Origin of the sequence: Streptomyces sp. NPDC057623, from assembly GCF_042800355.1 — a bacterium.
Lineage (GTDB): Bacteria > Actinomycetota > Actinomycetes > Streptomycetales > Streptomycetaceae > Streptomyces.
Genome location: NZ_JBHVGZ010000014.1, coordinates 130,334 through 150,957 on the forward strand (window position 1 = coordinate 130,334; position 20,624 = coordinate 150,957).

The 20,624-nt window shown below is 71.6% G+C and carries 18 protein-coding genes; 14 read left to right on the plus strand and 4 right to left on the minus strand.

Features of this window, described 5'->3' with window-relative positions; all coding sequences use genetic code 11:
• The first annotated feature begins 2 nt into the window (after positions 1 to 2).
• The gene (locus ACFU95_RS17505; protein ID WP_383828086.1) at positions 3 to 1,706 is read left to right on the plus strand and encodes a DAK2 domain-containing protein; all 1,704 of its coding nucleotides are present in this window, start codon (positions 3 to 5) and stop codon (positions 1,704 to 1,706) included.
• 20 nt (positions 1,707 to 1,726) lie between these two features.
• On the opposite strand, the gene ACFU95_RS17510 is transcribed toward ACFU95_RS17505, so the two are convergent.
• Complete coding sequence (locus tag ACFU95_RS17510; RefSeq protein ID WP_383828088.1) at positions 1,727 to 4,699, minus strand: tetratricopeptide repeat protein; 2,973 nt, start codon at positions 4,697 to 4,699, stop codon at positions 1,727 to 1,729.
• Positions 4,696 to 6,534, minus strand: coding sequence for an HSP90 family protein (locus ACFU95_RS17515; protein ID WP_383828090.1), 1,839 nt, complete (start codon positions 6,532 to 6,534; stop codon positions 4,696 to 4,698). The genes ACFU95_RS17510 and ACFU95_RS17515 overlap by 4 nt, the downstream gene beginning before the upstream one ends.
• A gap of 190 nt (positions 6,535 to 6,724) precedes the next feature.
• On the opposite strand from ACFU95_RS17515, the gene recG reads away from it, so the two are divergent.
• The 10 genes from recG (at position 6,725) to mutM (ending at position 17,002) form a co-directional block, all read left to right on the plus strand.
• On the plus strand, positions 6,725 to 8,941 hold the full coding sequence (gene recG, locus ACFU95_RS17520; protein WP_383828092.1) for an ATP-dependent DNA helicase RecG: 2,217 nt from the start codon (positions 6,725 to 6,727) through the stop codon (positions 8,939 to 8,941).
• A 99-nt stretch (positions 8,942 to 9,040) separates the two neighbouring features.
• The gene (gene rsmD, locus ACFU95_RS17525) at positions 9,041 to 9,628 is read left to right on the plus strand and encodes a 16S rRNA (guanine(966)-N(2))-methyltransferase RsmD (protein WP_383828094.1); all 588 of its coding nucleotides are present in this window, start codon (positions 9,041 to 9,043) and stop codon (positions 9,626 to 9,628) included.
• A gap of 26 nt (positions 9,629 to 9,654) precedes the next feature.
• Positions 9,655 to 10,134 carry a pantetheine-phosphate adenylyltransferase gene (gene coaD, locus ACFU95_RS17530; RefSeq protein WP_383828153.1) on the plus strand — a complete coding sequence of 160 codons (480 nt, stop codon included), beginning with the start codon at positions 9,655 to 9,657 and terminating at the stop codon, positions 10,132 to 10,134.
• 58 nt (positions 10,135 to 10,192) lie between these two features.
• Positions 10,193 to 11,251, plus strand: coding sequence for an ATP synthase F0 subunit B (locus tag ACFU95_RS17535; protein WP_383828096.1), 1,059 nt, complete (start codon positions 10,193 to 10,195; stop codon positions 11,249 to 11,251).
• A gap of 138 nt (positions 11,252 to 11,389) precedes the next feature.
• Entirely contained in the window at positions 11,390 to 12,031 is a 642-nt protein-coding gene (locus ACFU95_RS17540; protein WP_383828098.1) for a YceD family protein, read from the plus strand.
• A 2-nt stretch (positions 12,032 to 12,033) separates the two neighbouring features.
• The gene (rpmF, locus tag ACFU95_RS17545; RefSeq protein ID WP_007493396.1) at positions 12,034 to 12,207 is read left to right on the plus strand and encodes a 50S ribosomal protein L32; all 174 of its coding nucleotides are present in this window, start codon (positions 12,034 to 12,036) and stop codon (positions 12,205 to 12,207) included.
• A 7-nt stretch (positions 12,208 to 12,214) separates the two neighbouring features.
• Complete coding sequence (rnc, locus tag ACFU95_RS17550) at positions 12,215 to 13,069, plus strand: ribonuclease III (RefSeq protein WP_383828100.1); 855 nt, start codon at positions 12,215 to 12,217, stop codon at positions 13,067 to 13,069.
• 76 nt (positions 13,070 to 13,145) lie between these two features.
• Complete coding sequence (locus tag ACFU95_RS17555) at positions 13,146 to 13,583, plus strand: hypothetical protein (RefSeq protein ID WP_383828102.1); 438 nt, start codon at positions 13,146 to 13,148, stop codon at positions 13,581 to 13,583.
• Between the two features lie 12 nt (positions 13,584 to 13,595).
• Positions 13,596 to 16,085: a tetratricopeptide repeat protein gene (locus tag ACFU95_RS17560; protein WP_383828104.1), complete on the plus strand. Its 2,490-nt coding sequence runs from the start codon at positions 13,596 to 13,598 to the stop codon at positions 16,083 to 16,085.
• Positions 16,086 to 16,141: 56 nt separating this feature from the next.
• Entirely contained in the window at positions 16,142 to 17,002 is an 861-nt protein-coding gene (gene mutM, locus ACFU95_RS17565; RefSeq protein WP_383828106.1) for a bifunctional DNA-formamidopyrimidine glycosylase/DNA-(apurinic or apyrimidinic site) lyase, read from the plus strand.
• Here the strand turns inward: mutM and ACFU95_RS17570 are convergent.
• Complete coding sequence (locus ACFU95_RS17570; RefSeq protein WP_383828108.1) at positions 16,975 to 17,376, minus strand: winged helix-turn-helix transcriptional regulator; 402 nt, start codon at positions 17,374 to 17,376, stop codon at positions 16,975 to 16,977. The two genes, mutM and ACFU95_RS17570, sit on opposite strands and share 28 nt — an antisense overlap.
• 107 nt (positions 17,377 to 17,483) lie before the next feature.
• On the opposite strand from ACFU95_RS17570, the gene ACFU95_RS17575 reads away from it, so the two are divergent.
• Both ACFU95_RS17575 and ACFU95_RS17580 read left to right on the plus strand, forming a co-directional pair.
• Positions 17,484 to 18,074, plus strand: a complete 591-nt coding sequence (locus ACFU95_RS17575; protein ID WP_383828110.1) for a flavodoxin family protein — start codon at positions 17,484 to 17,486, stop codon at positions 18,072 to 18,074.
• Positions 18,075 to 18,401: 327 nt separating this feature from the next.
• Positions 18,402 to 18,743 carry a hypothetical protein gene (locus ACFU95_RS17580; RefSeq protein ID WP_383828155.1) on the plus strand — a complete coding sequence of 114 codons (342 nt, stop codon included), beginning with the start codon at positions 18,402 to 18,404 and terminating at the stop codon, positions 18,741 to 18,743.
• Between the two features lie 51 nt (positions 18,744 to 18,794).
• Here the strand turns inward: ACFU95_RS17580 and ACFU95_RS17585 are convergent, their stop codons facing one another.
• Positions 18,795 to 19,937, minus strand: a complete 1,143-nt coding sequence (locus ACFU95_RS17585) for a CAP domain-containing protein (RefSeq protein WP_383828112.1) — start codon at positions 19,935 to 19,937, stop codon at positions 18,795 to 18,797.
• Between the two features lie 152 nt (positions 19,938 to 20,089).
• On the opposite strand from ACFU95_RS17585, the gene ACFU95_RS17590 reads away from it, so the two are divergent.
• Positions 20,090 to 20,371: an acylphosphatase gene (locus ACFU95_RS17590; RefSeq protein ID WP_383828114.1), complete on the plus strand. Its 282-nt coding sequence runs from the start codon at positions 20,090 to 20,092 to the stop codon at positions 20,369 to 20,371.
• Positions 20,372 to 20,624: the final 253 nt, after the last annotated feature.

The following is a 20,624-nucleotide window of genomic DNA, read 5'->3' on the forward strand; positions in this document are numbered from 1 at the left end:
AGGTGGCGCAGGTGCCGCAGACATTCTTCGATGCTCTCGCGGTGCGCACCTGGTGCGGCCTCGCGCTGGAGTCACTCGGTCGGGCGCGCGAGGAGATCGACGCGATCAACGTCTATCCCGTGGCCGACGGGGACACGGGGACGAACCTGTACCTCACCGTGGAGTCGGCGGTCGCGGCGGTGGAAGCCGTGTTCACCGCCTACGACGTCGGGAAACCCAGCCTCGCGGACGCCTCCCGCGCGATGGCGCACGGGGCCCTGATAGGCGCCCGGGGGAACTCCGGGACGATCCTCGCCCAGTTGCTGCGCGGCATGGCCCAGGTACTCGCCGCCGACGGTGACACGGTTCATACCGACGGCTCCGGTCTGCGCGCCGCCCTGCGGCAGGCGGCCGACTCCGCCCGCCAGGCCGTGGCCCACCCCGTCGAGGGCACGGTCCTCACGGTCGCCTCCGCGGCCGCCGACGCGGCCGGTGGGGCCGAGGGCGACGACTGCGGTGCGGTCGCGCGGGCGGCCTACGACGGGGCGCGTGCGGCGCTGGCCGCGACGCCCGGACAGCTGGCGGTCCTGGAGCGCGCGGGGGTGGTCGACGCGGGCGGACGGGGGCTGCTGGCCGTGCTGGGCGCGCTGGTGGAGACGCTCACGGGGGAGGCGGTGCCCCGGTTCGCCGCCGGACACGCGCGCGTGGTGGACGCGACGGACGGGTCGTACGGCGCCCCGAGCGGTGAGGGGAGCGTCTCGCCCGCCGATGCCGAGGAGTGCGCCGACGGCACGCAGGAGGGCGGTCCGGCGTTCGAGGTGATCTACCTGCTGGAGGCCGAGGACGCGGCCGTGGCGCGGCTGCGGGAGCGGCTCGACGGCCTCGGGGACTCGCTCGTGGTGGTGGGCGGTGACGGGCTGTGGAACGTGCACGTGCATGTGAACGACGCCGGGGCCGCCGTGGAGGCCGGCGTCGAGGCCGGGCGGCCGTACCGGATCCGGATCACCCACTTCGGTGCCGGTGACGTGCACACCACGGGTGCCGGGCGGCCGCCCCGGGAGCGCGCTCAGCGTGCCGTCGTCGCCGTCGTGCCGGGTGAGGGTCTGGCCGGGCTGTACGGCGAGGCCGGTGCGACCACCGTCCTCGCGCGCCCCGGGGAGCCGCCCGCGAGCGGGGAGCTCGTGGAGGCCGTACGGCGTGCCCACGCGCGCGAGGTCGTGCTGCTGCCCAACGACGCCGAGCTGCGCCACACCGCGGCCGCGGCGGCCGAGCAGGCCCGCGCGGAGGGCATCCGCGTGGCGCTGATCCCGACCCGCTCCGCCGTCCAGGGCATCGCGGCGCTCGCCGTGCACGAGCCGGAGCGGCGCTTCGACGAGGACGTCGTGTCGATGACGTCGGCGGCCGGCGCGACCCGCTACGCCGAGGTCGCCGTCGCCGAACGGCAGTCCTGGACCATGGCCGGCATCTGCCAGGCCGGCGACGTCCTCGGCCTCGTCGAGGGCGATGTGGCCGTGATCGGGACGGACGTCACGGCCACCGCGGAGACCGTCCTCGACCGCATGCTCTCGGCCGGCGGGGAACTCGTCACCCTCGTCGTGGGCGACGAGGCGCCGGAGACGATCGCCGAGCGTCTCGAAGCACGCGTGCGTGAGTCCTATCTCGCCGTCGACACCGTGGTGTACCGGGGCGGGCGGCAAGGGGCGTTGCTGCTCATCGGCGTGGAGTGACGCGGGCCGGCCGCGGCCCGCTACTCCGTGTCCTGCTCCTCGACCACCTCGAGCATCTGCTCGGCCTCCGCCCGCCGCTCCTGGGCCGCCCCGTCGTCCACGTCGTGGCCCTCGTACGCCGTCAGCACGGCACGCGCGCGTGCGGCGGCCCGGTCCGGGCGGCCCAGGTCGGCCTCCAGCCAGCCCGCGGCGAGTTCGGCGCCGGTGCGGCTGTGCAGGGCGTCGTCGCCGAGCGAGGCGAACACCGTGACGGCCTGCGTCACTTGGGACAGTGCCCCCTCCAGCACGGCCCGGATCGACTCGTCCTCGGCGTCCTCCGTGGCCGAACGGGCGAGCAGGTCGCTGAACTGCCGATGGGTGTGGCCGAGTTCGGCGACCATCCGCAGCCGCTCCTCCTCGTCCTCCGCGGAGTCCAGCGCCGCGGTGCACTCGTCGACCGCGCTCGCCATCAATGCGGACGCCGTGTCGGCGCCGCCCTCCAGGCCCTCGACGTCGTCCTCCACGCGCAGCGCCAGCCACGCGCGGGCGCGCAGGGAGCGGACGAGGCCGTGGACGTTGCCGAGGGTGCGCCAGAGCGCGCCCGCGCGCGTGTACGCCTGGTCCGCCTCGGCGGGCAGGCCCGCGTGGCCGAGGGACTCCGCGGCGAGGTGGGCGAGCGTGGCGTGGTCGTGCTGCTCGGGCCAGTGCCGGGCGATCTCGGCGGCCTGCAACCGGCGGTCGGCCGCCTCGCGGTGTTCGCCGAGCTCGCTCAGACAGTCGCCGAGCCACCACTGGGTCTGGACGACCGCACCGTCGCCGTGCATCTCGGCGGTCAGGTCGGGCAGTGCCGACTCCAGCACCTCGGCGGCCTCGGCGAACCGTCCCTGCCGCAGCAGCAGGCCGCCGAGCTGTTGCCGCGCCCAGGCGCCCAGCGTCCGGCTCTCGCCCGCCTCGTCCGCCCAGTGCGCCGCCTCCAGGGCGTGCTCGGCGGCCTCCTCGGCCAGCCCCCGGCCGCCGAGCACCTCGGCAAGCTGGAGGTGCAGCTGGGCCCGCCCCGGCGCCTCCAGGTGCGGCCCGCCGTGCTCCAGGGCCGCCCGCAGCGCCCGCTCGGCCTCCGCGATGTCGCCGAGATGGTGCGCGAGTCCGGCCAGCCGGGCCTCGTACTCCACCGCGAACCACGGCAGCCCCGCGTCGACGAACGCCGCCGAAGCCCGCGCGAACAGCCCCGCGGCCCGCTCCACGTCCCCGGCGAGCGCGGCCAGCTCCGCGAGCATCGCCTGCGCCTCGGCGGCCCGCGAGGCAAGCCGTACGTCGTCCCCGGCCTGCCCGTCGACGAGCGCGAGCACCTCACCGGCGGCCGCCCTGGCGTCGGCCTGGGCTGCCTCCTGCGTCGCGCCCTCCGCCTCGTGCACCCGCCGCATCAGGATGCGGGCCCGGCTCATGAGGACGGCCGCCGCCTGACGTACGCCCGTGCCGTCCTCGGCGTACAGCGCGAGGGCCCGGTCGTACAGGTCGGCGATCACCGCGAGGGCATCGGGTACTTCACCGTTGAGCGCGCGGACGTAGGCGCCACGCGCGCGTGCCGCCAGCGCCTCGCCGGGGTCGCCCGCCTCCGCGTACAGCCCGGCGGCCTCCTCGAACAGGGCGACGCCCTCGGGGCCCAGGTCCATCGCCTGGTGATCGGCGATCTCCGCCCGGTCGCGGGCGGCCAGCTCGACGCCCTCGGCGGCCCGCGAGACGGCCGCCCAGGCCTCGATGGCGTTGGGCTGCAGGGTGTCCGACAGCCGCCGTGCCTCGATGAGGAGCGTGGCCAGGTCGGGCTCCCGTTCCGCGCCCTCGGAACCCCCGGACACGCCGGCCCCTGCCGGAGCGGGCGCCGTCACCCCCGCCGGCCGCGCCGCCGGCGTACGTACCCCCAGCGGCAGCCGCTCCACCAGCGGCCGCTGCGCCATACGCGCGCGTGCCTGCTTACTGACGTGGTCCGTGCCGTTGCGCCGGTCGAAGCCCGCCGCCAGCGCGAGGGCCTCCACGCGCGCGTGTGCGGCGAGTTCACCGGCGGTCCACGCACGGTCCGCCGGGCCCGGCACCCGCTGATCGCCCAGGCCCAGTTCGCCCAGACGGTCCATGAGCAGGGCCACCACCGCCATGAACTCCAGCTTGCTGCGCGGATGCCCGTCGTCCGTGAAGTACGCCGGCCGCTCGGCGAGCAGCTCCAGGCCGCGCGCCTCGTTGCCGCTGAGCGCGCAGAACTCCACGTGGTCCGCGTAGGCGCCGCGCATGCTCTCCATGGCCCGGACGAGCCGGAAGCCCCGCAGATGGTGGGCGCGGGCCTCGTCCAGGCGGCCCAGGCGCAGCAGCGGGGCCAAGGACGACGCGAGGACGGTGTGCGGTTCGTGGGCGCATGTGAACTCGCCCTCCAGGACCGGTCCCCACAGTCGGAGCGCCTCGGTGTCCCGGCCCCGCTCGGCCTGCCACCAGCCCTGCCCGTGCAGCTCGCACGCGTGGCAGTCGGCCATGCCGTCCCGGTCGGCGGCCAGCCAGGCGTCGTACGCCCGCTCGGCCCGCGCCACGTCCCCGACATGTGCGGCCACGCTGAACTCGGCACTGCGCACGGCCCGTTCGGAGTGCCCGGCGAGGCGGTAGCGGTGCTCCATCTCGCCGAGCCACTTCTCGATCGAGGCCAGCGGGACGTGCGGCTGGTCGAGCATGCCGGACGACATCCACTTGAAGACCCAGTGCAGCGAATGCGTCTCGTACTCGTCGAAGTCCTCGGGCCGCTCGTCCCACAGGCGCAGCAGACGCGCGAACGGGACGAACATCTTGTCCTTCTCGGAGCTGTAGTTGTAGACCTTCAGCTGGTGTCCCAGCGCCTCGATCACGGCGAGCGGGACGTTCAGCTTCTCGGCCTCGGCGAGCAGCTGCTCCGCGCGCGCGTTGCGGGCGGGGCCCTCCGGCTCCTCGGAGTTCTCCGCCATCGCCCGGCGCAGCGCGTCGAAGTCCGTGACGTCGCTCATCGGCGACCCTCCTCGCCGTTCGTGGCCCACTCCAGCAGACCGATGAAGGAGCGGTTCAGCAGCGCCGTGTCGGCGGGCCTGAGCGGACGCTGCGCCATCAGCAGCGCCTGCCCGTAGAGGGACTCGGTGGCGGTGCCGATCAGCTCCGGATCGCCCAGCGAACTGATCCGCCGGATCAGCGGGTTGAGGTGGTTGAGCACCAGCCGCGCGCGTGGCGCGCTGCCGCGCAGCGAGCCCAGGATGCCCGCCCAGAGGTCGTCGGCCTGCTCCTCCGCCTCCGCGCGGGCCTGCTCGTGCCGGGCCGCTCGGTCGTCCAGGTGCAGCGCGGGCACGGACAGCGGATGGAAGGCGCGCAGGACGACGTCACAGCCCAGCGGGTCGAGCTTCGCCCGCGCGGCCGCCAGGAAGCCCGCCAGCGCCAGTTCCTCGGCCGGGTCGACCGAGTCCAGATGGGCGGTCACGGTGTCCGCGTCCAGCTCGGCGACGACCGTTCCCGGCCGCACCGACGGCAGTGCCTCGACCAGCTCGCTGTCGTACGTGTAGCCGCCGTTGATCACCCCGACGCCCTGCGCGGACGCGATGGGCGCGACCTGCCGGTACTCCTCGACGGTCCGCGTGAAGTGCACCACTGGGTGCCGCTGCGCGAACTCCTCCAGGGACAGCCGCCCGTCGGTCGTCTCGAAGGGGAGCCACGGCAGCATCGTGCGCAGCATCTCCCTGTCGTGCCGCGCGAGCGACTTCACGCCCAGGTGGTGCACGGACAGGAAGGCCGCCAGCCGTTCCGGATCACCGGCCGCGAGGCCGGTCAGCCAGGACCGAATCCTTTCGCCGAGCGCTTCCCGTACGGCCGCCAGCGTCTCGTCCTCGTACAGCGACTCACGCGAGGCCGTCGGCCGCAGGCTGTCGGTGTCCAGGACGCAGCGCACGAAGAACGCCCAGTCCGGCAGTAGCTGTTCGGCCCGCTCGGTCAGCAGCATGCCCTTGAGGTGGACGCGATGACCCGCCCGCTGGGCCGGGCTGACCGCCGAGGGAAGGACGTAGGCCACGCCGCGAATCCCTGCGAGGGGCACGTCCAGGTCGATCGAGTCCAGCGGGGTGAAGCCGAACAGGTCGTGACAGTGCCGCGCCAGGGCCACCCGCCGGTTGGCGGGGGAGGGGTACGGGCGGTCCCAGGGCGCGGGCAGGTCGGTGACCGCCTCACCGCCGACCCGGACGTCGTACGGCAGCAGCGAGCCGAAGTCCCGCGCCAGCGCGAGAACCCGGTCCTCGGCCAGCCACTCGGCGGCCCCGGCCCGCGCCACCAGGTGCACGGTGGTGCCCGGTTCGGCACGGGCGTCGTCCGGCAGGGTCCGCACGGTGTACGAACCGTCGTCCGTCGCCGTCCACTCCACGGGCGCCGCGTCCGGCGTACGGGCGCTGCGGCTGACCACCCGGATCCGCTCGGCGACCACGAAACAGGCCAGCAGACCGATGCCGAACTGCCCCAGGAAGCCGGAGCGGGCCTCCTGGAGCCCCTCGGCACGCTTGGAGCTGCGCCCGATGGTCGCGAGGAGGTCGTGCACGTCCTCCTCGGTCAGCCCGACCCCGGAGTCCTCGACCCGCAGAGCGCCCGACTCGGCGTACAGCCGGACCACGGCCGGCGCGCCCGGCTCCTCGGCGCGTCTGGCGGTGATGGCGTCGACGGCGTTCTGGAGCAGCTCGCGAAGGTAGACCTTCGGGCTGGAGTAGAGATGGTGGGAGAGCAGGTCCACCAGACCACGCAGGTCGACCTGGAACGTATGAGGTGACCGGGGTGGCTGAGGTGCCTGGGATGACTGTGAGGTCTGGGAGTCCATCGTCGCTGCGCCGGTGGGGGGACTTCGCGACGGCGCGGGGTCGGGCGGTCCCGGTGAGGCGGTAACCGCGAAAGGATGGCCGGAGCGGGCCATCCTAGAGCCCAATCGAAACGTCTGACCAGGGGTTTCCGGGACGTTTACCGGGACGGCCGATGCGACCTCTACGGCATTGTCAGTGCCGTGGTGTGGAATGGATCTCGTGCCCGCACTGGAAGAACCACTGAAGAAGGTGCTCGGCCCTCCCACCGCGAAGGTGATGGCCGAGCACCTCGGCCTGCACACCGTCGGCGACCTGCTGCACCACTACCCCCGCAGATACGAGGAGCGCGGCCAGCTCACCCACCTCGCCGACCTCCCCATGGACGAGCACGTCACGGTGGTCGCCATGGTCGCGGACGCCCGCCTGCACTCCTTCGCCTCCGCCAAGGCCCCGCGGGGCAAGGGCCAGCGCCTCGAAGTCACGATCACCGACGGCAGCGGCCGCCTCCAACTGGTCTTCTTCGGCGCAGGCGTTCACAAGCCCCACAAGGAGCTGCTGCCGGGCACCCGTGCGATGTTCGCCGGCAAGGTCTCCGTCTTCAACCGCCGCCTCCAACTGGCGCACCCGGCGTACGAGTTGCTGCGCGGTGCCGGCGACGAGGCAGCGGAAACCGTGGAGACCTGGGCCGGCGCCCTGATCCCCCTCTACCCCGCCACCGCCAAACTGGAGTCCTGGAAGATCGGCAAGGCGATCCAGACGGTCCTGCCCAGCGCCCAGGAGGCCGTCGACCCCCTCCCGGACTCCCTGCGCGAGGGCCGCGGCCTGGTCTCGCTGCCCGAGGCACTCCTCAAGATCCACCGCCCGCACACCAAGGCCGACATCGAGGACGCCCGCTCCCGCCTCAAGTGGGACGAGGCCTTCGTCCTCCAGGTCGCCCTGGCCCGCCGCCGCCACGCCGACGCCCAACTCCCCGCGGTGGCCCGCAGGCCCCGCCAGGACGGCCTGCTGGCGTCCTTCGACGACCGCCTCCCCTTCACCCTCACGGAGGGCCAGCAGAAGGTCTCCAGGGAGATCTTCGACGGCCTCGCGACCGAGCATCCGATGCACCGGCTGCTCCAGGGGGAAGTCGGATCGGGCAAGACGATGGTGGCCCTGCGCGCCATGCTCGCCGTGGTCGACGCCGGTGGTCAGGCCGCCATGCTCGCGCCCACCGAAGTACTGGCCCAGCAGCATCACCGCTCGATCGTCGAGATGATGGGCGAGCTGGCCGAGGGCGGGATGCTGGGCGGGGCCGAGCAGGCCACGAAGGTGGTCCTGCTGACCGGGTCCATGGGCGCCGCGGCCCGCCGCCAGGCACTGCTCGACCTGGTCACCGGCGAGGCCGGAATCGTCATCGGCACGCACGCGCTGATCGAGGACAAGGTGCAGTTCCACGACCTCGGGCTGGTCGTCGTCGACGAACAGCACCGCTTCGGGGTGGAGCAGCGCGACGCCCTGCGCGGCAAGGGCAAACAACCGCCCCACCTGCTCGTCATGACGGCCACCCCCATCCCGCGCACGGTCGCCATGACCGTCTTCGGCGACCTGGAGACCTCGGTCCTCGACCAGCTCCCGGCCGGCCGCTCGCCCATCGCCTCCCACGTCGTCCCGGCCGCCGACAAGCCCCACTTCCTGGCCCGCGCCTGGGAGCGCGTGCGCGAGGAGGTCACGGGCGGCCATCAGGCTTACGTCGTCTGCCCCCGCATCGGGGACGAGGAGGAAGACCCGAAGAAGACCGGCAAGAAGAAGTCCCCCGAGGACGAGGCCGAGAAGCGCCCGCCGCTCGCCGTCCTCGACGTGGCGGACCAGCTGGGCAAGGGGCCGCTCCAGGGGCTGGCGGTCGAGGTCCTGCACGGCCGGATGCACCCCGACGACAAGGACGCCGTGATGCGCCGCTTCGCCGCCGGCGAGACCGACGTCCTGGTCGCCACGACGGTCATCGAGGTCGGCGTCAACGTCCCGAACGCCACGGCGATGGTGATCATGGACGCCGACCGCTTCGGCGTCTCCCAGCTCCACCAGTTGCGCGGCCGCGTCGGCCGAGGCTCGGCGGCGGGCCTGTGTCTGCTGGTCACCGAGATGCCCGAGGCCAGTGCGGCCCGCCAGCGCCTCAACGCGGTCGCCGCCACCCTCGACGGCTTCGAACTCTCCCGCATCGACCTGGAGCAGCGCCGGGAGGGCGACGTCCTGGGCCAGGCCCAGTCGGGAGCCCGTACGTCCTTGCGGGTCCTCGCCGTCATCGAGGACGAGGAGATCATCGCGGAGGCGAGGGACGAGGCGGCGGCGCTGGTGGCGGCGGACCCCGAACTGACGCAGCTTCCCGGTCTGCGGACGGCTCTGGACGCCCTCTTGGACGAGGAGAGGGAGCAGTACCTGGAAAAGGGCTGAGGAGGAGCGCCCCGTCAGGGGCGCGGGGAACTGCGCGAGCAACCACGGCGGACCTGCTGCCACACTGATTTCGTAACCACCTCCGAACAAGGACCGAAGATGACCCGCGTGATCGCCGGCACAGCCGGCGGACGTCGCCTGGCCGTGCCCCCCGGCACGGGAACCCGCCCCACCTCCGACCGCGCACGCGAAGGTCTCTTCTCCACCTGGCAGTCCCTCCTCGGCGGCCCCCTGGCCGGGGAACGGGTCCTCGACCTCTACGCCGGGTCGGGTGCCGTCGGCCTGGAGGCCCTCTCCCGCGGCGCCGGCCACACCCTCCTCGTCGAGGCCGACGCCCGAGCCGCCCGCGTCGTCCGTGAGAACGTCAAGAACCTCGGCCTCCCGGGCGCCGAGGTAAGGGCGGGCAAAGCCGAACAGATCATCCAGACCCCGGCGCCCGCCGAGCCGTACGACCTCGTCTTCCTGGACCCGCCGTACCGAGTCACAGATCACGATCTTCGCGAGATTCTGCTCACACTCCGCTCAGAGGGCTGGCTCGCGGCGGAGGCGCTCGTCACCGTGGAGCGCAGCACCAGAGGCGGCGAATTCCGGTGGCCGGACGGTTTCGAAGCGATCCGGGCCCGTCGTTACGGCGAGGGAACGTTTTGGTACGGTCGCGCCGCCTCCACGTGCGAAGACGCACGATGACCGGACCCGAGAGCGAGGGATCAGTAGTGCGCCGCGCCGTCTGTCCCGGGTCGTTCGACCCGATCACCAACGGACACCTCGACATCATTTCCCGAGCCTCCAGGCTGTATGACGAGGTCTACGTCGCCGTCATGATCAACAAGGCCAAGAAGGGCCTGCTCGAGGTGGACGAGCGGCTCGACCTGATCCGCCAGGTCACGGCCGAGTACGGAAACGTCCGGGTCGAGGCCTTCCACGGCCTCCTGGTCGACTTCTGCAAGCAGCGCGACATCCCGGCCATCGTCAAGGGCCTGCGCGCTGTCAGCGACTTCGACTACGAGCTGCAGATGGCCCAGATGAACATCGGCCTGTCGGGCGTGGAGACCCTCTTCGTCCCCACCAACCCCACCTACAGCTTCCTGTCCTCCTCCCTGGTCAAGGAAGTCGCGACCTGGGGCGGCGACGTCTCCCACCTCGTACCGCCGCTGGTTCTGGAGGCCCTCAACAAGCGCCTGCGCAAGGACTGATGGGGCTACAGTCGTCCCGTCCGTCTCCATCACAGCTGTAGAGAGTGGCGAGCACACGGTGGACGTGCAGAAGAAGCTCGACGAGATCGTCGCCTCGGTCTCAGGTGCCCGGTCGATGCCCATGTCGGCCTCGTGCGTGGTCAACCGCGCCGAACTGCTCTCGATGCTGGAAGAGGTCCGTGCGGCCCTGCCCGGTTCGCTCGCCCAGGCCCAGGAGCTGATCGGCGGCCGTGAGCAGATGGTCGAGCAGGCCCGTCAGGAGGCCGAGCGGATCATCCAGGGCGCGCACGCCGAACGCGGCTCCCTGATCTCCGACACCGAGGTCGCCCGCCGCTCCCAGGCCGAGGCCGAGCGCATCCTCACCGAGGCCCGCAAGGAGGCCGAGGACGTCCGAGCGGAGGCCGACGACTACGTCGACTCCAAGCTCGCCAACTTCGAGGTCGTCCTCACCAAGACCCTCGGCTCCGTCGGCCGCGGCCGCGAGAAGCTCCTCGGCACCGGACCCGGCACCGACGAGCACGGCTACGAGGACGAGGACGCCCCCGAGCGCAGCCACGACCCGGAGACCCTGCGCCGTAACGCCGACGGCTACGTCGACATCAAGCTCGGCGCCTTCGAGGCGGTCCTGGCCAAGACCCTGGAGGCCGTCGGCCGCGGCCGCCAGAAGCTGCACGGCCGGATCGCCACCGACGACCTCGGCGCCCTCGCCGACGACACCGGCACCGTCCAGCACTCCAGCGACGCCGACTACCTCGCCGACCTCGCCGCGCTCGCGGAGCGGGACGCTCAGACGGCCGTACCGGCGCAGCCGCAGTACGACCCGCAGACCGTGCAGCCGGCATACGGCTATCAGCAGCAGACCGCGGATCCGTACGGCTACCAGCAGCAGTACGGCGGCCAGCAGGACCCCTACGGCTACCAGCAGGCCGATCCCTACGCCTACCAGGGTTACGACCCCCAGCAGGCCGCGTACGACCCGAACCAGGCCCAGCACCAGGTCCCGCACCAGGCCGCGCAGGGCGAGCAGGGCTACGCTCTCGACGAGACCAGCCTCTTCGACACGAGCATGATCAGTGCGGAGCAGCTGCGGGCCTACGAGCAGGGGCGAGGCCAGTAGGGGACCGCCGGATTGGGCCGTGAGGGAAAGGTCCAGTATCCTGGCTCTTCGGTCGCGCGTACGTCCGCGATCAAAGCTGCCCGGGAACACCGCAGGGCAGTGACCCTCTGAGCTCAGCAGATCGAAAGCAGGAATGGCGTGACAGCCCGCCTCGACCACCGCAACCCTCTCGTGTTCGACACACACGAGCTGGGCCGGCGGCCCGGTGCGTTGCAGCGCCTGACCCGCACGATCGACGCCCCCAAGGACTTCGGTATCCAGGGGGTCGTCGGAGTGCCGGAAGGCGCCCCGGTGGAGCTCGAACTCCGACTCGAGTCGGTCATGGAAGGTGTGCTTGTCACAGGCACCGCCCGTGCACAGGCCGAGGGGGAGTGCGTAAGGTGTCTGGAGCCGCTTCAGCTCGACGTCGAAGCGGAATTCCAGGAGATGTTCTCGTACCCTGACGCCGACGACCGGGGCCGCCATCACAGCGCGGAACCGGGCGACGACGCCGAGGACGACGAGGACAGGCTCTTTCTCGAGGACGGCTTGTTCGACCTCGAACCCGTGCTGCGGGATGCGGTGGTGCTCGCACTGCCGATGCAGCCGGTGTGCCAGGAAGACTGCCCGGGACTGTGCGCCGAGTGCGGCGCACGCCTTGCGGACGACCCGGACCACCACCATGACGCCGTCGACATCCGTTGGGCGGCACTGCAGGGACTCGCCGGTTCACTCGAAGACGGCGAGAAGGACGAGATGAGCGGCGCCGAACCGGGCGTCGACGAGAAGCAGGAGAAGTAGCCGTGGCTGTTCCGAAGCGGAAGATGTCGCGCAGCAACACGCGCCACCGCCGGTCGCAGTGGAAGGCTGCGGTCCCCACCCTGGTTGCGTGCGAGCGCTGCCACGAGCCCAAGCTGCAGCACATTGCGTGCCCGTCTTGCGGCACCTACAACAAGCGCCAGGTCCTCGAGGTCTGAGCGGCTGGTGAGAGGCACTGTGTCCACTGCCAAGAAGGCGGAAGACGCCAAGGCGGACCCACACGCCCGCAAGAAGGCGGACAGCCAGGCCTCGTCCCACACGCTGTTGGAAGGGCGGCTCGGGTACAAGCTCGAGTCCGCCCTTCTGGTGCGTGCGCTGACCCACCGGTCGTACGCGTATGAGAACGGCGGCCTGCCCACCAACGAGCGCCTGGAGTTCCTCGGGGACTCCGTCCTCGGCCTCGTTGTCACGGACACGCTGTACCGCACCCACCCGGACCTGCCCGAAGGCCAACTGGCCAAACTGCGGGCCGCGGTGGTCAACTCGCGTGCGCTGGCGGAGGTCGGCCGCGGGCTCGAACTGGGCTCCTTCATCCGGCTCGGCCGGGGTGAAGAGGGCACGGGCGGCCGGGACAAGGCATCGATCCTCGCCGACACCCTGGAAGCGGTGATCGGCGCGGTCTATCTCGACCAGGGTCTGGACGCGGCGGGCGAACTCGTCCACCGGCTCTTCGACCCCCTGATCGAGAAGTCCTCGAACCTCGGAGCCGGCCTGGACTGGAAGACCAGTCTCCAGGAACTCACCGCGACCGAGGGGCTCGGCGTGCCCGAGTACCTGGTCACGGAGACCGGCCCCGACCACGAGAAGACCTTCACTGCTGCCGCCCGCGTCGGAGGCGTCTCGTACGGCACCGGCACCGGCCGCAGCAAGAAGGAGGCGGAGCAGCAGGCCGCGGAATCCGCGTGGCGGTCCATCCGGGCCGCGGCGGACGAGCGCGCCGAGAAGGCGAAGGCGGCAGCGGATGCCGCCGAGCCGGACATCGCTGAGCCCGACGCCGACGCGTCGTCGGCCTCCGCCTGACCGAACAGAGCGATCCGAGCGCCCGTCCCCTCACCGGGGCGGGCGCTCGGCTCATCCACCGGCCCGAGGGGGAAAGGTGTCCGGAGACGTCGTACAGGTGGTCGCCGAGATCACTCCGTACATCACCGCGGCGGCAGGCGCCTATGGCGTCGCTGTGCTGGCCCGTACCCAGGAGGAGGCCGCCACCGCGACGGTCGCCCTCGGGCGGCGGCTGGCGCAACGCGTCTTCGGTGTCCGCGCGGACGGTGAGGAGTTGCCCGAGGCGCTCGCGGACGTGGTCGAGGACCCGGATGACCCCGACAACACGGCCGCGCTGCGCAAGGCCGTCCGCAAGGCGCTGCTGACCGACGGCGAACTGGCGGCGGACGTGCGGGCGTTGCTGGCCCGAGCTCCCGCTGCCGTTCGTACCGGCGAGCGTTCCCAGACCGTCGTGAACAGCGTGATCGTCGGGGACGCCATCCAGATCGGCTCGATCGGCGGCAACGCCCGTATCGGGTCCACGGACCGCGCCTGACCAGGAGGACCTGTGGCGTCGGGGCCGCACGGAAACCGGGTGGAGAACTCGGTCGTCGCCGGGGACAGCGTCCAGATCGGGGAGGTGCACGGCAGTGTCACCGTCGTCACCGGCTCGGGCGGGCAGCGGCGGGGGCCCGATGCGGGGTGGACCGCTCCCGGCGCCGTGCCGCCGCCGGCCCCGGGACTTGTCCGGGTCCGGGACGCCGACCCGCTGCACCTCGGTGTGCACCGTTCCATCCGCCTCACCGGAGCCGAGCCTTCGGCCCTGCCCGCCTATGTGCCACGCGACCTGGACACACGGGAGGGCGACGGGGCGCGCCCGCTGATCGAGGCGGCGGCGCGCGACGGTGGATTCGTGCTCCTGGTGGGCGGCTCCTCGGTGGGCAAGACCCGTTCGCTGTACGAGGCGGTCTCCGCCCTGCTGCCCGACTGGTGGCTGTGCCACCCCGCCGACGCCGGCCAGATCGAGCAACTCGTCGGTCTGTCACCCCGGCGGCTGGTGGTCTGGTTGGACGAGCTGCAGAACCACGTGTCCGGTCCGCACCAGATGACCGCCGCGACGGTGCGTGCCCTGCTGGCGCCGCCCCAGCAGGTGGTGATCGTCGGCACGCTCTGGCCGCACTACTACGACACCTGGACCGCCTGCCCCGTCCCCGCGGACGCCGACGATCGGCATCGCGCCGAGCGTGAGCTCCTCAAACTCGCGGACGTCGTTCATGTCGGCGCCGCCTTCACCCCGGCCGAACAGGAACGCGCGGCCGCGCTCGCCGCGTCGGACGAGCGACTGCGCACCGCGCTGGAGGCGGGCGACTTCGGGCTCACCCAGGTCATCGCCGGCGCACCGCAGCTCGTCCACCGGTGGGAGCACGCCGGCCCCTATGCCCGTGCGCTGATGACCGCCGCCGTCGACGCGACGCTGCTGGGCGTGCGGTCCCCGGTTCCCGAGGGCCTGCTGCGGGCCGCCGCGCCCGGCTACTGCGGCCCCGCCGAGCGGGCCACCGCCCCGGACGGCTGGTTCGAGGAGGCGCTGGACTACGCGACCCGCCCCCAGCTGGGTGCCACTTCAGCCCTCGTCCCGGTGAGCGACGGCCCGGCGATGGGCCGTCCCGACGGTTACCGGGTGGCCGACTACCTCGTTCAGCACACCGGCCGGGTGCGGCGCGCCGTACCGCCGCCGGAGACGTTCTGGGAAGCCTGTGCGGAGCACCTGACGGACACCGCCGACATCGTCAGGACCGCATCGGCCGCAGCCGCCCGGCAGCGGGTCGGTGCCGCCGTACCGTTGTTCCGCAAGGCGGTCGAGAGGGGCTCATCCTCGGCGATGCAGGAGCTGGGCGAGCTGTACCGCAGGACGGGGAACCCCGACGGCGCCCAGGAGATGGCGGACCGCCTCACCGCCTCCGCCCACCCGGAGGCGGCCCTCTACCGGACGATCCTCGCGGGCTGGGACTTCGAGGAACTGCTCGACCTGGCGGAGGAGGGCAACGAGTACGCCGTCGGCCATCTCATCGAGTACGGGCATCCCCGGCTGGCGATCTCGCTGCTGCTGGAGGACCTCGACCCGGACGACCTGTGGTCCTGGAATCGGCTCGCTCAACTCTTCCACGACGAGGGCGAGAACGAACGGGCCATCCCCATCCTGGAGATGCTCCATGAACGCGAGTACGACGACGCGCACCTCTTCCTTGCCGAGTTGCTCAAGGAGGAGGGAAACGTCGAGCGGCTGTACGAACTGACTGAGGCCGGGTACTTCGCGGCGGCCTGGAACCTCGCGGAACTCCTCCATGAGAAGGGCCGTACGGAAGAGGGACTGGAGGTGCTGTGGGAGTTCGCCGACCAGGGCAGCGGGGATCTCGACTTCACGCTGGCGCACCTGCTCGCGGAGAGCGGCGACCTCGACACCTTGCTGGCGCGTGCGGCGGAGGGGCATGCCGACGCGGCGGGTGAGGCGGCCCGGCTGCTGCGGGAGCGTGGGGACATCGACCGGGCCGTGGCGGTCCTGACCCCGATCGCCGACACCGGCGCCTACGTGGGGTCGGAACTGGCCGAGCTGCTGCGTGCCGCCGGCCGGGTGGACGACCTGCGGGCGCGGGCGGAGGCGGGCGACGCCTACGCGGCCGGGGAGTTGGCGAGGCTGGCGATCGGGGAGGGCGACCTGGACGAGGCGGTGCGGCTGCACGCCCGGAAGGGCACGGCAAGAGCCGCGTTCCGGCTCACGGACGCGCTCGTCGACGCTCTCGTGGCGCGCGGTGAGGCCGACCGGGCCATCGCGTTGCTCTCCGATGCCGAGGACACCCCGCCCTATGGCCTGCGCGAGCTGTTCAAGAGGCTCGGCCGGGCCGATGAACTGCGCGTGCTCCTCGACCAGGGCGACCGGCACGCGCTGGACGATCTCGTCGAGGTGCTGCGCGACCAGGGCCGCACGGGCGAGGCCGACGCCCTGCTGACCCGGGGGCTCACCGCCGACGGGCGGATACGGCCCGACGGCCCTGCGGACTGAACGGACCCTCGCGCTACGCTGCGGACAGCCAGTCACCGGCACCGCGAAGGAGAGTCGTGCCCGAGTTGCCCGAGGTCGAGGTCGTACGGCGTGGCCTGGAGCGGTGGGTCGCCCATCGCACGGTCGCCGACGCCGAGGTGCTGCACCCGCGTGCCGTCCGCCGGCACATCGCCGGCGCGGACGACTTCGCGCACCGCCTCAAGGGCCACCGCATCGGCACGCCGAGCCGCCGTGGCAAGTACCTGTGGCTGCCCCTGGAGGACACGCACCAGTCGGTCCTGGCCCACCTCGGCATGAGCGGTCAGCTGCTCGTCCAGCCGCAGAGCGCGCCCGACGAGAAGCACCTCAGGATCCGGTTCCGGTTCGCGGACACCCTCGGCACGGAACTGCGCTTCGTCGACCAACGCACCTTCGGTGGGCTGTCGTTGCACGACAACACCCCCGACGGTCTGCCCGACGTCATCGCGCACATCGCCCGCGATCCCCTCGACCCGCTCTTCGACGACGAGGCCTTCCACCAGGCCCTGCGCCGCAAGCGCACGACCATCAAACGGGCCCTGCTCGACCAGTCGTTGATCAGTGGCGTCGGCAACATCTACGCGGACGAGGCCCTTTGGCGTGCCCGTCTGCACTACGAGCGCCCGACCGGTACGTTCACGCGCCCGCGCAGCCTCGAACTCCTGGGCCACGTAAGGGACGTCATGAACGCCGCCCTCGCGGTGGGCGGCACGAGCTTCGACAGCCTCTACGTCAACGTCAACGGCGAGTCGGGCTACTTCGACCGGTCGCTCGACGCGTACGGCCGTGAGGGACTGCCGTGCAAGCGCTGCGGTACGCCGATGCGCCGACGGCCCTGGATGAACCGGTCCAGCTACTTCTGCTCGAAGTGTCAGAGGGCGCCGCGCGTCCCGTCGTAGCGCTGACGTGCCTCCAGCACGTCGTCCATCTGCCCCTCCACGAAGTGGATGAGGGCCAGCAGCCGCTCGGCGACCCCGCGGCCCAGGGGCGTCAGCTCGTAGTCGACCCGTGGCGGGTTCGTCGGCTGGGCCTCGCGGTGGACCAGGCCGTCCCGCTCCAGGGCGTGCAGGGTCTGGGACAGCATCTTCTCGCTGACGCCGTCGACCCGGCGGCGCAACTCGTTGAAGCGCAGCGAGCCCTCGTACAGGGCGCCGAGCGTGAGTCCGCCCCAACGGCCCGTGACGTGCTCCAGCGTGTTGCGCGAAGGACATGCCTTGGCGAACACGTCGTACGGGAGGTCCTGCGCCTCCGAGTGCTCCTGCGTGGTGTCCATATCTGAAGCGTACTCGAACGCAGCGCTAACCGGCAGGTTGCACTAACTAAAGGTTAGTGCTTTCCTTGGGGTATCGCCAGTGAGCTGCCCATTTCAGGAGTACGCACGTGACCACCCCTGTCATCTCCATCGCCTACCACTCCGGCTACGGCCACACCGCCGTCATCGCCGAGGCCGTCCGCTCCGGTGCCGTCGAGGCGGGTGCCGAGGTGCACCTGATCAAGGTGGACGAGATCACCGAGGAGCAGTGGGAGACCCTCGACGGCTCGGACGCCATCGTGTTCGGCTCGCCGACCTACATGGGCACCGCGTCCGGTGCCTTCCACGTCTTCGCGGAGGCCACCTCCAAGCGCTGGGCCGAGCAGGCGTGGACGGACAAGCTGGCCGCCGGCTTCACCAACTCCGCGTCCAAGAGCGGCGACAAGCTGCACACCCTGCAGTTCTTCCAGATTCTCGCCGCTCAGCTCGGCATGCACTGGATCAACCTCGGTCTGCTCCCCGGCTGGAACAGCAGCGCCGGCTCCGAGCACGACCTCAACCGCCTGGGCGTCTTCACCGGTGCCGCCGCCCAGACCAACGCCGACCAGGGCCCGGAGGCCGTCCACAAGGCCGACGTGGCGACGGCCGAGCACCTGGGGCGACGGGTGGCCGAGACCGCGAGGGTGTTCGCGCAGGGGCGTGCCGCGGTCGCCGCGTAGCCGCTGACGCGCGAAGGGGCTCCCGTTCGGTCACCGTGACCGGACGGGAGCCCCTTGCTGTACGTGCTGTGCGCGCACCCGGGGTCAGCTACTCACCGGCCACGGCTGCCCGCGCAGTCGGCGCCACGCGTCGGAATGCCGACGGAATGCCGTCGTGCCACGCTGAGATCAGGGATCGAGTCAGTCCGCAGGTCGGCTGACCGGATGGCTCTGCGACCCGAGGAGGCCGACATGGCCCGTGATGCCCCCCAACCTGTATGGGCCGACGTCGACCCGCGTCCCTGGCACGGGCCCACGTCCGGTACCACCAATTTCGCGGCAGCGCTGATGATCTTCGGCGGAGCAATGGCGATCTTCGAGGGGATCGCTGCCATTGCTGAGGACGACCTGTTCCTCCAGACACGTCACTACGTGTTCGAGTTCAGCCTGGCGGGCTGGGGCTGGGTTCACCTCGTTCTGGGAATCGTCCTCGTCATCGCAGGCTGCGCCGTACTCGGCGGAGCGCTGTGGGGACGCTTCTTCGGGGTGCTCGTCGCCGGCCTGGGCGCGCTGGCCAACTTCCTCTGGGTGCCGTACTACCCGCTATGGGCCCTGGCGTTGGTCGCCATCAACGTCTTCATCGTCTGGGCCCTGTGCATGGGCATGCACAGAGAGGCTCACGACGGCTAGCTGGGCTGACCCGAACATGCCCAGTGGCTGCGACCCTTCCCCGGGGCTTTCTCAGTAGCCGAAGTCCTGCGTCCACCAGGGCCCGCCCGCACCGAAGTGCACGCCGACTCCCAGGGTCTTGAAGTCGCAGTTCAGGATGTTGGCCTTGTGGCCCGGACTGTTCATCCAGGCCTCCATCACCGCGGCGGCGTCGGCCTGGCCGCGGGCTATGTTCTCGCCGCCGAGGTCGGTTATGCCGGCCTTCGCGGCCCGGTCCCACGGGGATGCCCCGCCGGGATCGGTGTGGTCGAAGAAGCCCCGCGCGGCCATGTCCTCGCTGAAGTCCTGGGCCAGATCGGTGAGCGAGCTGTTGGCGGCGACCGCGCTGCAGCCGACCTGCGCGCGCTCCTGGTTGACGAGCTGGAGCACCTCGGCCGCGGCGGCCGCCCGGGCCGACATCTCCACGGGAGCGGTGGTCTTCTCCCGCTCCGGCTCCTTCTCCTTCTGCGGGGCCTTCGTGGCCGTACGCGAAGGAGTCCCCTTCGGCTTCTGGCTGGGGGTGGCCGACGGCTTCTTCGACGGGGTCTTCGTCGGCGCGGCCGACGACGTCGACGGGGCCGGCGAGGCGGGCCGTTCGACGTCACGGCTCGTCGGGGCGCCGTTGTCGTGGCTGTCGGCGCTGCCGGACGTCCCGCCCTGCTCGTCGGGGGCGTTGGTCGGGGTGTCGGCGGCCTGCACCTTGTCCGCGCCGTTGCCGCCGCCGAGCTGGTAGTTGTCGATGCCGGGCACCACACCCGTGGCGACCGCGACGGTGCCCAGGGCGACCGCCGCGGAGACGCCCAGCAGTCCGGTCTTCACCGGTGCCACGGCCTTCTTCCTGCGGCGGCGGTGCGAGCCGCCCCCGGGGCGCCGGGAGCCGGCGCTGGGCGTGAAGCCGTCACTGCGGAAGACGGCGGTCTCCTCGTTGGGGAAGGTCGTGGTGCCGGTGATCCGGTCGTAGTCGTCGTCCGCGGCGAAGAGGTAGGCGTCGCTCTGCGCGTAGGCCTCGGCGTACGCCTCCGGGTTCAGATAGGGCGCGATGCCCATCGTCGGGCGTTCGCCGCCGTACGAGTCCCGTGGGTCGTGGCCCTCCGCGTAGGAGCCGTCCGTATGTGTGACCCCCGTGGCGCGGCCCGTGGCGGCGCGTCCGGCGGCGGAGCGTCGGTGGCGTCCCATGTCCTGGCCTTCCTCGTCCCTGCGGTCTCAAGATCCTCACAGAACTCACTCGATCGTGTGAGTTTCATATGGGATTCATTGGGTGGGGACGGTACCCCATAGCGCCAGGGGAGGAAGTGCCCAGAGAGACATTGGCCCGTTAGGTTGCAGTCATGAGCGAGGATGTGCGGCTGGTCGCCTGGGTGCGTGGACGCGTCCAAGGTGTGGGTTTCCGCTGGTTCACGCGGGCCAAGGCCCTCGAGATCGGCGGCCTGAGTGGTTTTGCTCTCAATTTGGGCGACGGCCGGGTCCAGGTGGTCGCGGAGGGCTCGCGAGAAGGCTGTGAAGGGCTCCTCGGTTGGCTCGAGGGTGACGACACGCCCGGGCGGGTCGACGGTGTCACCGAGATCTGGGACACACCTCGCGGGGGTTACGACGGCTTCGCCATCCGCTGAGCCATTTCTGTAAACCGGCCCTGGCACAAGCGGAGGGATCTGCCACCGGCAACTGCCCCGAGCAGAAATGAGCAGGTGGTTGCCAAGAAGCGCGTGCGATGGCAGGCTCCGCACTCAAGGATGATCGCCACGCCCCGAGGGCCCCGCAGGAGTCGCCGCACAGCCGCTTTCCGGCCGTGCGCCCCCGGGTTCGCCCGCCAATACGGGGCGTGATCGTGTTGACCGTCAAACTTTTTGGTGAGACGCTGAAAGC